This is a genomic window from Acinetobacter sp. YH12023 (genome assembly GCF_013420135.1).
GTDB lineage: Bacteria > Pseudomonadota > Gammaproteobacteria > Pseudomonadales > Moraxellaceae > Acinetobacter > Acinetobacter amyesii.
Genome location: NZ_VOYU01000011.1, coordinates 14236 through 27802 on the forward strand (window position 1 = coordinate 14236; position 13567 = coordinate 27802).

Annotated in this window: 18 protein-coding genes; 5 read left to right on the forward strand and 13 right to left on the reverse strand. The window is 42.4% G+C overall.

The features are described 5' to 3' along the window. Positions 1–93 precede the first annotated feature (93 nt). Complete coding sequence (locus FTT92_RS12340) at positions 94–717, forward strand: hypothetical protein (RefSeq protein ID WP_180172254.1); 624 nt, start codon at positions 94–96, stop codon at positions 715–717. A gap of 157 nt (positions 718–874) precedes the next feature. After that, positions 875–1888: a pirin family protein gene (locus FTT92_RS12345; RefSeq protein WP_180172255.1), complete on the forward strand. Its 1014-nt coding sequence runs from the start codon at positions 875–877 to the stop codon at positions 1886–1888. Positions 1889–1895: 7 nt separating this feature from the next. On the opposite strand, the gene FTT92_RS12350 is transcribed toward FTT92_RS12345, so the two are convergent. Further along, complete coding sequence (locus FTT92_RS12350) at positions 1896–2363, reverse strand: hypothetical protein (RefSeq protein WP_180172256.1); 468 nt, start codon at positions 2361–2363, stop codon at positions 1896–1898. Positions 2364–2468: 105 nt separating this feature from the next. Between FTT92_RS12350 and FTT92_RS12355 the strand changes: the two genes are divergently transcribed. Further along, positions 2469–2912, forward strand: a complete 444-nt coding sequence (locus FTT92_RS12355; RefSeq protein ID WP_180172257.1) for an AAA family ATPase — start codon at positions 2469–2471, stop codon at positions 2910–2912. Positions 2913–2918: 6 nt separating this feature from the next. Here the strand turns inward: FTT92_RS12355 and FTT92_RS12360 are convergent, their stop codons facing one another. The 12 genes from FTT92_RS12360 to FTT92_RS12415 all read right to left on the reverse strand — a co-directional run bounded on the left by FTT92_RS12360 (position 2919) and on the right by FTT92_RS12415 (position 12165). Beyond that, a complete protein-coding gene (locus FTT92_RS12360) occupies positions 2919–3224 on the reverse strand; it encodes a hypothetical protein (protein WP_168378803.1) in 306 nt (101 codons plus the stop codon). A 140-nt stretch (positions 3225–3364) separates the two neighbouring features. Then, positions 3365–3844, reverse strand: a complete 480-nt coding sequence (locus tag FTT92_RS12365; RefSeq protein ID WP_180172311.1) for a DUF2846 domain-containing protein — start codon at positions 3842–3844, stop codon at positions 3365–3367. A gap of 130 nt (positions 3845–3974) precedes the next feature. Then, complete coding sequence (locus FTT92_RS12370) at positions 3975–4394, reverse strand: F0F1 ATP synthase subunit epsilon (RefSeq protein WP_078194022.1); 420 nt, start codon at positions 4392–4394, stop codon at positions 3975–3977. A gap of 26 nt (positions 4395–4420) precedes the next feature. Beyond that, positions 4421–5815, reverse strand: a complete 1395-nt coding sequence (gene atpD / locus FTT92_RS12375) for a F0F1 ATP synthase subunit beta (protein WP_078191473.1) — start codon at positions 5813–5815, stop codon at positions 4421–4423. A 29-nt stretch (positions 5816–5844) separates the two neighbouring features. After that, positions 5845–6714, reverse strand: a complete 870-nt coding sequence (atpG, locus tag FTT92_RS12380) for a F0F1 ATP synthase subunit gamma (protein WP_078191474.1) — start codon at positions 6712–6714, stop codon at positions 5845–5847. 88 nt (positions 6715–6802) lie between these two features. Continuing rightward, positions 6803–8347, reverse strand: a complete 1545-nt coding sequence (gene atpA / locus FTT92_RS12385; protein WP_078194023.1) for a F0F1 ATP synthase subunit alpha — start codon at positions 8345–8347, stop codon at positions 6803–6805. A 42-nt stretch (positions 8348–8389) separates the two neighbouring features. Further along, a complete protein-coding gene (locus tag FTT92_RS12390; protein WP_078191476.1) occupies positions 8390–8926 on the reverse strand; it encodes a F0F1 ATP synthase subunit delta in 537 nt (178 codons plus the stop codon). A gap of 12 nt (positions 8927–8938) precedes the next feature. Continuing rightward, positions 8939–9409, reverse strand: coding sequence for a F0F1 ATP synthase subunit B (locus FTT92_RS12395; protein WP_078191477.1), 471 nt, complete (start codon positions 9407–9409; stop codon positions 8939–8941). A 38-nt stretch (positions 9410–9447) separates the two neighbouring features. Next, a complete protein-coding gene (gene atpE, locus FTT92_RS12400; RefSeq protein WP_000424060.1) occupies positions 9448–9693 on the reverse strand; it encodes a F0F1 ATP synthase subunit C in 246 nt (81 codons plus the stop codon). 84 nt (positions 9694–9777) lie between these two features. After that, positions 9778–10653 carry a F0F1 ATP synthase subunit A gene (gene atpB / locus FTT92_RS12405; protein ID WP_078194024.1) on the reverse strand — a complete coding sequence of 292 codons (876 nt, stop codon included), beginning with the start codon at positions 10651–10653 and terminating at the stop codon, positions 9778–9780. 103 nt (positions 10654–10756) lie between these two features. Then, positions 10757–11155 (reverse strand): ATP synthase subunit I, encoded by a 399-nt coding sequence (locus FTT92_RS12410; RefSeq protein WP_078194025.1) that lies wholly within the window; start codon positions 11153–11155, stop codon positions 10757–10759. 170 nt (positions 11156–11325) lie between these two features. Beyond that, positions 11326–12165, reverse strand: a complete 840-nt coding sequence (locus tag FTT92_RS12415) for a metal ABC transporter solute-binding protein, Zn/Mn family (RefSeq protein ID WP_180172258.1) — start codon at positions 12163–12165, stop codon at positions 11326–11328. Between the two features lie 139 nt (positions 12166–12304). Here FTT92_RS12415 and FTT92_RS12420 point away from each other — a divergent pair, with 139 nt between their 5' ends. Together FTT92_RS12420 and znuC are read left to right on the forward strand one after the other, a co-directional pair. Further along, a complete protein-coding gene (locus FTT92_RS12420; protein ID WP_180172259.1) occupies positions 12305–12802 on the forward strand; it encodes a transcriptional repressor in 498 nt (165 codons plus the stop codon). 2 nt (positions 12803–12804) lie between these two features. Then, positions 12805–13566 carry a zinc ABC transporter ATP-binding protein ZnuC gene (gene znuC / locus FTT92_RS12425; RefSeq protein WP_078194027.1) on the forward strand — a complete coding sequence of 254 codons (762 nt, stop codon included), beginning with the start codon at positions 12805–12807 and terminating at the stop codon, positions 13564–13566. The last annotated feature ends 1 nt before the right edge of the window (position 13567 follow it).

Consider the following 13567-nt stretch of genomic DNA (forward strand, 5'->3'; position numbering starts at 1 on the left):
CGATTATTTTGTTATTGCTTTGCAACAATCTATTTTTAATCCACATTTTCCCCCTATATTCAAAGCAGAGACTTAACACATAGTGATGATTGAATGAAAAAGCTTGTGCAGAATGCCCTTCTCCCTTTTGCCATTTTTAGTGGTGTCTTGGTACTGATTGGCTGTGAACCTGCCACAGCACCGCAACAGGAACAAGAAATCGCAGCAGAAAATGATCGCCCTGCAACAACATCAACAAACGAAGGTCAATCCGCGACACAAAGTCAGGCGACCGATCAAAGTCAATTAAAAAGTGGCAATATGTTTTATATCGTTCGCGATGTTGCGGATATGCAACTTAAAGCCGGCACTTATGTTGAACAACTCAAACAAACGCAGGTCGATTTAGAAACCGCAGTCAGCAACCAAGATCATCTCCAATTGCAAAAAGCGGCAATCCAGCTGCAACAGCAACTCAAAGGTTTCAATCAAGTTTTGAATGATTTAAATCTAAAAAGCACTGAGATTAATGATATTCGCAGCAATCTACAGGCAGCGAATCAGCAAGTATTGGCCTCACCTTTTCTCAATGGACAAGTCGATTTAAGCAAAGTTGATTTTCAGAAAATCCAAAATCAAATGGGCAATATTCAAGCGGAAATGCTGAAATTGGCAGGTATGTTGATCCAAGACCAAGCAGCTAACAGCTCATCTAATGCACCCACTAAAACTGAATAAGTAGCGAAATTTAGTATTTCCATTGCATTCCACCTGTTGTAAATCAAAAAAGCGTTAGACCTTGAGCTAACGCTTTTTTCGTACAGTTCCGCTATAGAACACGACTGTTTTTCCTTTTAGATTAATGCTTAATAATAAAGCCAATGATGGAACAGTTATGTCAAACGCTGTGATTTATAACATTACACCCATTACCTTTCGTTTAGATTTAAAAGATCCTTTCTTATTTACTGCTCATCATATTGATCATTTTCCTGCTGCAAATGCAGACATGGGGCCAAAAACAGCCGCAGAGAAAAATGAATTCAATATGTACTATGGCAATGTGGTTCCAGGTTTCCCAGAGCATCCACACACTGGCTTTGAAACCATTACCTTGGTTGAACAAGGCTATGTCGATCACTTTGACTCATTAGGCAATGGCGGACGCTATGCTGCGGGTGATGTGCAATGGCTGTCTACAGGCAATGGCGTTGAACACTGTGAAATGTTCCCCCTACTGCATGAAGATAAAGCCAATCCTTTTGAACTTTTCCAAATTTGGTTTAATTCATCAGCTGAACAGAAAACCCATGATGCTGACTATAAAATGTTTTGGCGTGAAGAGATTCCTCACGTCTTTGAAACGGATAGTGAAGGAAAAAAATCGGATATTCGCGTGATTTCAGGGCAGTTTAAATCCACTGATGCTATTTCCCGACCGCCACACTCATGGGCGGCTGCCGCAGAAAATAAGGTCAACATTTATTTAATCACCATGCAAGCAGGTGCAGAGTTGGTGATTCCCGCAACAACAAGTAGCTCCAACCGTTTTGCTTATTTCTATCAAGGCAATACATTAGAAATAGAAGGTCAAACCATTCAGATGAAGCATTTGGTTGAACTCCAATCAGATGCCAACGTCCATCTCAAAGCAGGTGGATTAGAAGCACGGATTCTGTGGTTAGAAGGTGAACCGATTAATGAACCCGTGGCGATGCGCGGTCCATTTGTGCTCAATACCACGGAAGAACTCGATGCAGCTTTTAAACGCTATCGTGAAACCCATTTTGGAGATTGGCCTTGGCCAACACCTGCACCCGTTTTCAAACGTGATCAGGCTCGATTTGCCAGTTATGAAGGCGGTAAACGTGTAGAGCACCCAGAGCAGGAAAACTCACAAGCGTCTTAAAGTTCAATTAGTTGGATTGAGCAAATTCAAAAGTATTACAGTTTTTATCTTGTCCAAGTGCGCGCTGAACATCTTGTTTAAAACGTGTTTGGGCAAAGCTATATTGCTTCGGTAAAAATAAGGTAATACGTGTCGTCTGTGAATCTAAACTTTCGACCAACATTTTATGCAAATACGCCCCATTCTCAGTTCGTGCCATCAATGTCCCCTGCTCCAAATGCTCTTCTAAACGATTATCGGTATAGACGTAGCGATTGTTCGCGGTAAACGCAACACAGTGATTATAGGCTTGTCGCAGATTTCGAAAGGCGGTCATATATGGGATTTTAAGCTCCGTACTGATGCCATTATCAACCGATTCAGCGACAAGTGCAGCTTCAGTGGGAAGATTGGGTGTCGTGACGTATTGGCTTTGACATGCAACGAGCAAACTACAACAAAGACACAGCGATAAACTGTTGAAAAATTTGTGCATACAGACCTTTGCAACTTGTTCTTATTTATTTTGTAGAGATTGTAGCAAAACTGCGTTGCTGATTTAATACTCTACTATTCATTCCGTGCTTTCATTGCAAATGCTATGCAGCTGATTATTTTTACAGGCGTTCAAGCCTCTGGCAAATCCACCTTTTACATGTTGAATTTATATCATAGCCATTTACGTATTAATTTGGATATGTTGAAAACCCGACATCGGGAAAATATGATCTTTGAAGCAGGTTTGGCATCCAAAACCAAAATGGTGATTGACAATACCAACCCAGATCGGGAAGCTCGTGCTCGCTATATCCAACGCGCAGTTGATGCAGGGTTTGAAGTCATTGCTTATTATTTTGAAACCGATTTGGACAGTACCTTAAAGCGCAACAGTTTACGTGAAGGCAAAGCTCATATTCCAGAAGTTGGCGTGCATGCGACCTATCGAAAGCTTCAAGTTCCGTCACGGGATGAAGGCTTTGATCAAATTTTTAAAATTAAAATTATCAGTCACGGCGAATTTTCAATTTTACCCATGTATGAATAACGAGCATTAACCTGCTTTTTGGCTATCTTGCCATTTTTTAAAAGCTGATTGCATGGCCTGACGCTCATATGGTTTCACTAAACGACTTTCTAATGAAGCAAAATCACCTTTATAGGCAGCAGCGACCATCGATTTTGCCAGTTCTTGAATACTCACGCGCCCACGGTGTTCATATTGCTGGACTTCTTCATGGGTGAGTTCAACATCCCAACATGACACGACAGAACTTAGATCAACCGCAATGCTCAAATAATATTGATCAAAGTCTTGATAAAGTTCCCAAAAATGCGGCTCATAGGCGATAAGGTTCATGGTGTAATGCTAGCTGATTGAATTTAATCACCATAAAGATTGTATTGAATAAAATATATTCAACTTTAGATTGATCAATTTCAAATAATTTAGGGATAAAAACTACCCTTTCGAGTAGTTTTTTATCTACATATAAACCTTTATTTCAATGCGATGGTGGCTTTGCTGCAATTACCACCTTGTGCAAATGCATATTCGCTTACGGCCTTTTTGCCTGTTTGCTCATCAACCCGTTTTAAATTTGCCCCACCTACAAATGCGCCCATTTTAATAAATTGCTGAACAAAATATTGTTTACCTGCTTCAGTTTCAATATCCAAATGGTTAGGTGAAAATTCTGATTCAGTCGATATTGTATGTTTTTGATTACCCATTACTTCTTTATAAAAAAATACTCCACGAGAGGTTTCACCTAAACATTCCCCATCTACCCATACATCTTTCTTTAAGGCAGCGCCTTTCACAGAAGCTGAACGATATACATAAATTCCTGCATTGCCTTCTTGTGGGGCATTAAATTGTTTTACTGCTGTTGAAGCATTTTGATCTGCTTTAGGTACGGATGCACACCCAACAAATCCCAAAGATAATAGTAATGTACAAAAGATTTTATTAGACATCATTAATTCCATTGATATATTTTTAAGCATATGAAAAATAACAATTAATCAAAATATAATCAAATTTATTTATTATTCAGCCATAAAAAAACCACCCTCTCGGGTGGCTCTTTCAATCTCAAACTGCGTCTTATTGAGCGCGGTTTTTGATTTTGCGGATGGTTTCCAACTGAGCAGCAGTTTCTGCAAGAGCAGCCAAAGCAGCAGCTGAGTCCAAGTCGCTCTTTTGATTTGCTAACAATTGTTCAGCTTGTTTACGAGCTTCAATAATTGCTGCTTCATCAAGGTTGTCAGCACGTACTGCAGTATCTGCAAGTACAGTAACAACGTGCGGTTGAACTTCTAGTACACCACCTGATACATAGATTAATTCTTCTGTACCATTTTCAAGCAGAACGCGGATTGCGCCCGGCTTGAGTAAAGTTACTAGTGGCGCATGGCCAGGCATAATACCTAACTCACCACCAGCACCTTTAGCAATTAGCATAGTTACAGCGCCAGAGTACAAAGACTCTTTAACACTTACAACGTCACATTGCATAGTCGCCATGAGAATCTCCTAAATTAGGGAACTAATTAAAGTTTCTCAGCTTTAGCAATAACTTCGTCAATACCACCAACCATGTAGAACGCTTGTTCTGGAATGTGGTCGTATTCACCAGCTAGAAGACCTTTAAAGCCACGAATTGTTTCTTTAAGCGGTACAAGTTTACCAGGAGCACCAGTAAACACTTCAGCTACGTGGAACGGTTGAGAGAAGAAACGTTGGATCTTACGTGCACGGTATACAGTAAGTTTGTCTTCTTCTGCCAATTCGTCCATACCAAGAATTGCGATAATGTCTTTCAATTCTTTGTAACGTTGAAGAACGTTTTGAACTGAACGAGCGATTTCGTAATGCTCAGTACCCACTACAAGTGGATCTAACTGACGTGAAGTAGAGTCAAGTGGATCGATCGCTGGGTAAATACCAGAAGATGCGATGTCACGGCTCAATACAACAGTCGCGTCCAAGTGAGCGAAGGTAGTCGCAGGCGATGGATCTGTTAAGTCATCGGCAGGTACGTATACCGCTTGGATTGACGTAATAGAACCAGACTTAGTAGACGTAATACGTTCTTGAAGAACACCCATCTCTTCTGCAAGAGTCGGTTGGTAACCTACTGCAGATGGCATACGACCTAGAAGTGCTGATACTTCAGTACCCGCTAGTGTATAACGATAGATGTTGTCGACGAACAATAGAACGTCACGGCCTTTACCGTTTTCGTCTTTTTCGTCACGGAAGTACTCAGCCATAGTCAAACCAGTCAACGCTACACGTAAACGGTTACCTGGTGGCTCATTCATCTGACCGTAGACCATTGCTACTTTGTCTAGAACGTTTGAGTCTTTCATTTCGTGATAGAAGTCATTACCTTCACGAGTACGTTCACCAACACCAGCAAACACAGATAAACCTGAGTGAGCTTTCGCGATGTTGTTGATCAACTCCATCATGTTTACAGTTTTACCAACACCGGCACCACCGAACAGACCAACTTTACCACCTTTAGCGAACGGGCAAAGTAAGTCAATGACTTTAATACCAGTTTCTAAAAGGTCAGTAGAAGCCGCTTGTTCTGCATAAGAAGGCGCTTGACGGTGAATTGGTAAACGAGCTTCAGTACCAACAGGACCAGCTTCGTCGATCGGGCGACCAAGAACGTCCATGATACGACCTAAACATGCAGTACCTACAGGTACAGAGATAGGCGCGCCAGTGTTAGTTACAGTAAGACCACGCTTAAGGCCTTCAGTAGAACCCATTGCAATAGTACGAACTACGCCATCACCAAGTTGCTGCTGAACTTCTAATGTAGTTTCAGTACCATCAACATGGAGAGCGTCATAGATCTTAGGAACGCTGTTACGTTCAAACTCGACGTCGATAACCGCGCCGATGATCTGAATGATACGACCGCTACTCATTGCTGTCTCCTCAATTCAAACTAATAATGTTAAACGGCAGCGGCACCACCAACGATCTCAGAGATTTCCTGAGTAATCGCGGCTTGACGCAGCTTGTTATAAATAAGTTGTAGGCTCTTGATCAATTCACCCGCGTTATCAGTTGCAGCTTTCATTGCAACCATACGAGCAGACTGTTCACATGCGATGTTTTCAATCACACCTTGATAAACCATAGACTCAATGTAACGAACCAATAAACCATTTAGAAGCTCTTCAGCTTCTGGTTCATAGATATAGTCCCAACCGTATTGACGATTTAGGCCTTCGCTTTCCTCAGCAGCTGCTAAAGGAACAAGCTGTTCGATTTTTTGGTTTTGAGTCATGGCGTTGACAAAGCCGTTTGACACTAGATAAATACGATCTAACTCGCCTTTATCAAACGCGTCTAACATCACCTGTACAGAACCAGTTAACTGTTCAAGACTCGGAGCATCACCTACGTTTGTAGTTGCACCAAGAACTTTACCGCCGTAGTTTTTAAAAAACGAAACCGCTTTTTGACCAATTAAAGCAAATTGAACTTCAATTGACTGCTCTTGTTGCTGTTGTACGTGTTTGACCACTTTTTTGAACAAGTTAATGTTCAAACCACCAGCAAGGCCGCGATCTGAAGAAACAATGATATAGCCAACGCGCTTTACAGGACGTTCAACCATATAACGGTGTTTGTATTCAGGGTTCGCTTGTACCAAATGAGCAATTACACGGTGCATATTTTCGGCATACGGACGGCCTTGAGCCATGCGCTCTTGCGCACGACGCATCTTAGAAGCTGCTACCATCTGCATCGCGCGAGTAATTTTCTGCGTGCTTTTGATACTAGCTACTTTGGCGCGAATTTCTTTTAAATTTGCCATACGCTTAACCTAGTATTCGAAAGCCCTTTCGAGCTTTCGAAGGTTGATCCGTGAACCAAACCAGAACCAGATTCAACATCGTTGAATCTTAGTAAGTTTGAGTCGCTTTAAAGCTTTCAATACCTGCTTTGATTGCTGCTTCGATTTCTTTATCGTAAGCACCAGTCTCGTCAATTTTTTGCATTAACGCAGCATGTTCTGAACGGAAGTAAGAGATCAACGCAGCATCAAATGCAACGATTTTCTTCACTTCTACGTCAGCCATATAGCCTTCGTTAGATGCATAAATTGAAACAGCTTGGTCAGCAATTGAGTATGGAGCATATTGTTTTTGCTTCATAAGCTCAGTTACACGTTGACCATGTTCAAGCTGTTTACGAGTTGCTTCGTCAAGGTCAGAAGCGAACTGAGCAAACGCAGCTAATTCACGGTATTGCGCAAGAGCGGTACGGATACCACCTGACAATTTTTTGATGATCTTAGTCTGAGCAGAACCACCAACACGTGATACAGAGATACCCGCGTTCACAGCAGGACGAATACCTGCGTTGAATAATGATGTTTCTAAGAAGATCTGACCGTCAGTAATCGAAATTACGTTTGTAGGTACGAATGCAGATACGTCACCGGCTTGAGTTTCAATAATCGGTAATGCAGTTAATGAACCAGTTTGGCCTTTAACTTCACCATTAGTGAATTTCTCAACGTAGTCAGCAGATACACGTGAAGCACGTTCAAGTAAACGTGAGTGTAGATAGAATACGTCACCAGGATATGCTTCACGACCTGGTGGACGACGTAGAAGCAATGAAATTTGACGGTAAGCAACAGCTTGTTTAGACAAGTCATCATAAATGATAAGCGCGTCTTCACCGCGGTCACGGAAGTACTCACCCATTGTACAACCAGCATACGGAGCAAGATACTGCATCGCTGCAGGATCAGCTGCAGCAGCTGCTACAACAGTTGTGTACGCCATAGCGCCAGTTTCTTCTAGCTTGCGCACAACGTTAGCGATAGTCGATTGTTTTTGACCAATTGCTACGTATATACATTTAATGCCAGAGTTTTTCTGAGCGATGATCGCATCGATCGCCATAGCTGTTTTACCAGTTTGACGGTCACCGATGATCAACTCACGTTGACCACGACCAACAGGGATCATTGTATCTACTGATTTATAACCAGTTTGTACAGGTTGATCCACTGATTGACGCCAAATTACGCCTGGTGCTACTTTTTCAACAGCATCAGTAAGTTTTGCATCAATAGGGCCTTTACCATCAATTGGGTTACCCAAAGCATCTACTACACGGCCTAAAAGTTCTGGACCAACCGGAACTTCTAATACACGACCTGTGCAACGAGCTTTTTGACCTTCTTGAAGGCTTAAGTAGTTACCTAAGACAACGGCACCCACTGAATCCTGTTCTAGGTTCAGTGCCATACCAAATAAGCCGCCGTCGAATTCGATCATTTCACCGTACATTGCATCAGCAAGGCCGTGAATGCGCACAATACCGTCGGAAACCATAACAATGGTCCCTTCGTTCTTAGCGGTCGCGCTGGTGTCCAGATCGCCGATACGCTGTTTAATGAGCGCACTGATCTCGGATGGATTCAGTTGTTGCATTGCGCTATACCTCAATCTTTTTAAAGTTCAGTCTTCAAGCTGTTAAGCAAGAAGACGAGTCCGCATTTTTTCAAGCTTGTTAAGCGCAGAATCATCTATCACTTGGTCGCCTGCACGAATAACTACACCTGCGATTAACGCTGGGTTAACTTCTACTGAAACATTTACGGCAGCTTCGAATTTTTTCTCTAATGCATGCGCAAGTAATTGTTCTTGTACAGAAGTCAATGGGAATGCAGATTCAATCACTACATCCACAGTATTGTTATTCTGTGATTTGAGCTGTTCGTATTCTTCTGAAATTTCAGGAAGAAGTGCCAGACGGTCATTATCAGCAAGCAATGTCAAAAAGTTTGACACTGCTGCAGTCTGGTCTTCACCTAAAACTTTTGCGAAAACACTTACCTGCTCAGCAGGAGTAAGCTCAGGGCGATTTAGATAAGCTGAAAATGCTTCGTCTTGCACCGCAGCACTGAGCAAGTTTAATGCATTTGACCAAGCGTCAGTTGCATTTTGCTCAGAAGCGTAAGCAAATGCTGCTTTAGCGTATGGGCGTGCCAACGTCAAGAGTTCAGCCATAATCCGCCTCTCTTAAAGTTTAGCAGCCAGCTGAGTCAGCATGGCATTGTGAGCTTCTGCGTCAACTTGCTGGTTCAGAATTTTTTCTGCGCCAGTAACTGCAAGAGCAGCAACTTGTTGACGTAATTCTTCGCGAGCAGCATTGATTTCAGTATCAACAGCTTCTTTAGCTTGTTGACGAATACGCTCACCTTCAGCCGCAGCTTGAGTACGCGCTTCTTCTACCAATTGCGCACCACGACGGTTCGCTTGTTCGATCAATTGAGCCGCTTGTGCTTTAGCCGCATCTAATTCAGCTTTCACTTGTGCTTGCGCATCCGCAAGGTCAGCTTTCGCTTTTTCAGCAGCGTTTAAGCCATCAGCGATTTTACGCTGACGCTCACTAATCGCATTGATTAGTGGTGGCCAAACAAATTTCATGCAGAATGCGACAAAAATCGCAAAAGCAATCGCTTGGCCAATCAATGTGAGGTTGATATTCATTGCTATTCCTCAATAGTTTAATTTAGGAATTAAGCTGATTAACCTACAAATGGATTAGCGAAGATGAAGAACAAGCCAATACCAACACCGATCATAGGCACAGCATCAAGAAGACCCGCGATTAAGAACATACGAGTTTGAAGTTGTGGAGCCAATTCTGGTTGACGAGCAACAGCTTCTAAGAAACGGCCGCCTAGAAGACCAAAACCAATCGCAGTACCTAAAGCACCAAAAGCGATCAAGATAGCAGATGCAATTGCAACTAGACCTAAAGTGAGTTCCATGATAATTCCTCAGAGGTTAGGTTTATACCAAATTAAGTTAAAAAATTGTGTGCCCAACCACCCTTTGACAGTTGAGCAATACCATTAATGCTTTTCGCTAGCCATACTCATATATACGATAGTCAACATCATGAAAATGAATGCTTGTAACGTAATAACAAGAATATGGAAGATCGCCCAAGGCACAGACAACGCCCACTGGATCCAGAACGGCAATAATGCGATCAAGATGAAGATCAACTCACCCGCATACATGTTACCGAACAGTCGTAGAGCCAATGAGATTGGACGTGCAATAAAAGTTACTAATTCAAGAATAATGTTTACTGGAATAAGTAATGCTTTTAAAACTGGGTTACTTGGGTTAAATGGGTTAAGTGCAAATTCTGCACCGAATCCGACAAGACCTTTCTCACGGATACTATAGAAAATAGTTAACGCAAATACTGACAATGCCATACCAAGGGTAATGTTAGGATCAGTAGATGGAACGATTTTGAAGTAAACGTGGTGAGGATCCATACCAAACACGTTAGCACCGATCAATTGAGCTGTATAAGGAATCCAGTCAACAGGGATCAAGTCCATCAAGTTCATGAGGAAAATCCACACGAAGATGGTCAACGCTAACGGCGCGATTAAGCGCGATTTGCCATGGAAAGTGTCACGGACACTTGAGTCAACGAACTCGATAATCATTTCGATTGCAGACTGGAACTTGGTCGGAACACCAGAGTTTGCAGCTTTCGCTACAACCCAGAACAACAAACAGAAAACAATACCAAGGCCGATAGACCAACCCATTGAATCCAAGTGAATAGCAGTGAACCCCATCTCTTGAGCTTCTTTAGCAGTCTCAGCTAACTTCCAAGTACCATCTGGCATTTTGCCATAGGTCATGTTAGTCAAGTGATGCTGAATGTACTCGGTCGAAGTAAGGGCATGTTCTTCAGCAGCCATAAATCACACCTGGTCAATGTCAAAACTAATAGAGAAAACGAATATCGCGTGCTGCCTGATATCTCGTTACTCTCCAAAAAACTTTTCAATTTTTTTGTTGTGTTTATACTCGTTTTTTTAAGCGTGTTGCCCAAAAAGGAGCGACCCACGACATACTTTGTACGAGCATAAAACCACAAAACAATGCCACCGCTGACAACGGTTTGACATTGATCAAAATCAAAATGAATCCAACAATCACGATTGCAAACTTGCCCATTAAGCCACGATACATGTTTGACAGCACCTGTTTAGAGGCGCGGGCACCAGCCGCACGAAACGACTGCCATGAAAAGTAGCTACTTGCTAGCCAGCATACCAACGCACCCAAAGCTGCACTATATGCTGTGATTGTGTCTTTAAGGACCCAACCAATCAGGGCTGAAACAGGAATCATTACTGCTTGTAAGATGACTAAAGCTTTCGCTAATCGTCGATCAATCATGCGACTAGTTCGACTCATTTTTGTTCACTCACAGCAATTCTGCTTGACAAGTTTAACTGATGATTATTTTTAATCGCAGGCATTATAGAGTTACACCCCTTAACTTGCAATCTTTTCCCGACCTTAGTCGTGTTTTTTTAAATTGGTAAACTGCTTTCAAACTAATCAATAGTTGTTTGTTTTTTACATTACTTTCGCGCATTTAGTGTGCACTTCAGGGTTTTATCAGCCAACATCTTCCATGCTGTTACAAAATCCCCTGCCCCACTCATGGTTTCGTCCACCGGCTGAAAGACGATGCCACCGAGCTTTTGATACTGATTTTGGCTGGCATGTGCTTCTGCAAGTAAGCATACTTTTGGCTGCGCGCGATGGTCTTTCAAGTATTTGATTTGTGCCAATGTCGGCGCGACATGTGGATCATCTGTCAACGCACCGGTAAATTTCAAATTCAGTGAGCGCTCAAGATATTGATAGGCATCGTGGTAGGACCAGTAAGGCTGAGCACGGCTCGACACATCTGTTTTTTGGGCTGTGATCAAGAGTTTCTGCGCAAATGCACGCGCATTAGCCCAATATTTTTCACGATGTTCTGGAAACTGTTGTGAACGTAAAGCAGCAATAAAAAAGCCGATTCGAACCGCATTGTTAGGTTCAAGCCAGACATGGGTATCGATTGTGCCTTTTAATGCATTGCCTCGGACATCCCGTAATGGCAAAGCACTGATAATGCCTGAGTCTAAAATAGCGATACTTTTGCCACTTTCACCCAACATTTTTGCTAAAGGTGCTTCGTGTGCATGGCCTAACCATAAAACGAGATTAGCATCTTGCACGGTTTTACGGTGTGCAGGCGTCAAACTCACATCATGTCCAGATTGATGGTCAAGCAATAGCTTTGGCTGCTCTACACCCTTGAGTACATCCTTCGCGATTAGATAAATCGGTTGTGTAGAAACAACGAGACCTTGTGCCCAGCTCATCACACTAAATAAAGCCAAACTACAAAAAAGAAATACACGGGACATGGGGAGAGAGCACCATAAAATGAATAGTGTTATAATATAACAAAATCGTAAAAAAACCTACGTCTGTTCGTAAGTCCTTACGCTTCATGTTAAGATTTAAAGTCTTTTTCTTTATACAGTTTCGTACTCGAGGTTGGCTATGAGCGCATGTTCACACGAACATCATAATGCTTTGCATGGTGTACACGATCATCATAATGTCGAACAGCGCCTTGCTGAAGCTGAGAGTATCTGTAGTGCGACGGGTGCTCGGCTTACGCCCTTGCGTAAAGAAGTATTAGAACTGATCTTAAATGCAACAGGACCAATGGGCGCTTATGACCTTTTGGCTAAAATCAAAAGTGAGTCTGACCGACCTGCAGCTCCACCGACAGTGTACCGTACGCTGGATTTTCTGCTTGAAAAAGGTTTGATTCACCGTCTGACTTCGATTAATGCGTACATCCCATGTTGCCATCCGCGCGAAGGACATCAAGCAGCATTTCTGATTTGCACAGACTGTAAAATAGTCAAAGAAGCATCTGCTCAAGGCTTGATGGCGCAACTCGATGAATTGTCTGCATCCGATGGCTTTACTGCACATCACAGTATTATTGAAATTTCAGGGATCTGTCAGCAGTGCCGCAGCAAACACTAAATATGAAGCCCATTGTGGCTTTAGAGCATGTTCATGTCCGAATCGATGAACGTGACATTTTAAAAAATGTAGATTTCGCCTTACACGAAAAAGAAATTGTCACCTTGATTGGTCCCAATGGTGCAGGCAAATCCACACTCATCAAAGTGTTGTTGGGTATTGTAAAACCTGTCTCCGGCAAAGTGATCAGCACACAAAAATTAAAATTCTCATATGTGCCACAAAAATTTAATCCATCACACAGCTTACCGCTACGTGTGTGTGATTTATTGGCCCTAGAAAAATGTGATGCCAATATCAAGCAAGAAATAATTCGTGATACAGGCATTGCCAAGTTGCAACAATCTAAAGTTCAGCAATTGTCGGGCGGCGAACGTCAACGTGTATTGATTGCACGGGCTTTATTGCGTCAACCGAATGTATTGGTTCTGGATGAACCTATGCAAGGTCTGGATATCCAGTCTGAAGCAGAACTGTATGACTACGTGCGTAGCTTGCCAGAAAAATATGGCTGTGCAGTTTTGATGGTTTCTCATGATTTACAGTGGGTCATGCAAGGAACACATCGTGTGGTTTGCCTCAATAAGCATATTTGTTGTAGTGGCTTGCCTGAAAATGTCCAGCAACATCCTGAATATCAAGCGATCTTTGGGACAAACCGTGTGTTCTATCAACACCACCATGATCACTGTGCACATGGCGATAGTGCAACGCCTTGCCAGCATGACTCTCGTCCCCATATTCACCCTGAACCGGAAGCATAAT

What these genes read in the sequence shown, in the direction of transcription:
- FTT92_RS12370 (WP_078194022.1), bottom strand. Translation starts at nt 4,394, where the DNA reads ATGGCGACTATGCAATGTGACGTTGTAAGTGTTAAAGAGTCTTTGTAC.
- FTT92_RS12340 (WP_180172254.1), top strand. Translation starts at nt 94, where the DNA reads ATGAAAAAGCTTGTGCAGAATGCCCTTCTCCCTTTTGCCATTTTTAGT.
- FTT92_RS12350 (WP_180172256.1), bottom strand. Translation starts at nt 2,363, where the DNA reads ATGCACAAATTTTTCAACAGTTTATCGCTGTGTCTTTGTTGTAGTTTG.
- atpG (WP_078191474.1), bottom strand. Translation starts at nt 6,714, where the DNA reads ATGGCAAATTTAAAAGAAATTCGCGCCAAAGTAGCTAGTATCAAAAGC.
- FTT92_RS12355 (WP_180172257.1), top strand. Translation starts at nt 2,469, where the DNA reads ATGCAGCTGATTATTTTTACAGGCGTTCAAGCCTCTGGCAAATCCACC.
- FTT92_RS12410 (WP_078194025.1), bottom strand. Translation starts at nt 11,155, where the DNA reads ATGAGTCGAACTAGTCGCATGATTGATCGACGATTAGCGAAAGCTTTA.
- atpA (WP_078194023.1), bottom strand. Translation starts at nt 8,347, where the DNA reads ATGCAACAACTGAATCCATCCGAGATCAGTGCGCTCATTAAACAGCGT.
- FTT92_RS12365 (WP_180172311.1), bottom strand. Translation starts at nt 3,844, where the DNA reads ATGTCTAATAAAATCTTTTGTACATTACTATTATCTTTGGGATTTGTT.
- atpB (WP_078194024.1), bottom strand. Translation starts at nt 10,653, where the DNA reads ATGGCTGCTGAAGAACATGCCCTTACTTCGACCGAGTACATTCAGCAT.
- FTT92_RS12420 (WP_180172259.1), top strand. Translation starts at nt 12,305, where the DNA reads ATGAGCGCATGTTCACACGAACATCATAATGCTTTGCATGGTGTACAC.
- FTT92_RS12395 (WP_078191477.1), bottom strand. Translation starts at nt 9,409, where the DNA reads ATGAATATCAACCTCACATTGATTGGCCAAGCGATTGCTTTTGCGATT.
- FTT92_RS12390 (WP_078191476.1), bottom strand. Translation starts at nt 8,926, where the DNA reads ATGGCTGAACTCTTGACGTTGGCACGCCCATACGCTAAAGCAGCATTT.
- znuC (WP_078194027.1), top strand. Translation starts at nt 12,805, where the DNA reads ATGAAGCCCATTGTGGCTTTAGAGCATGTTCATGTCCGAATCGATGAA.
- FTT92_RS12345 (WP_180172255.1), top strand. Translation starts at nt 875, where the DNA reads ATGTCAAACGCTGTGATTTATAACATTACACCCATTACCTTTCGTTTA.
- FTT92_RS12415 (WP_180172258.1), bottom strand. Translation starts at nt 12,165, where the DNA reads ATGTCCCGTGTATTTCTTTTTTGTAGTTTGGCTTTATTTAGTGTGATG.
- atpE (WP_000424060.1), bottom strand. Translation starts at nt 9,693, where the DNA reads ATGGAACTCACTTTAGGTCTAGTTGCAATTGCATCTGCTATCTTGATC.
- FTT92_RS12360 (WP_168378803.1), bottom strand. Translation starts at nt 3,224, where the DNA reads ATGAACCTTATCGCCTATGAGCCGCATTTTTGGGAACTTTATCAAGAC.
- atpD (WP_078191473.1), bottom strand. Translation starts at nt 5,815, where the DNA reads ATGAGTAGCGGTCGTATCATTCAGATCATCGGCGCGGTTATCGACGTC.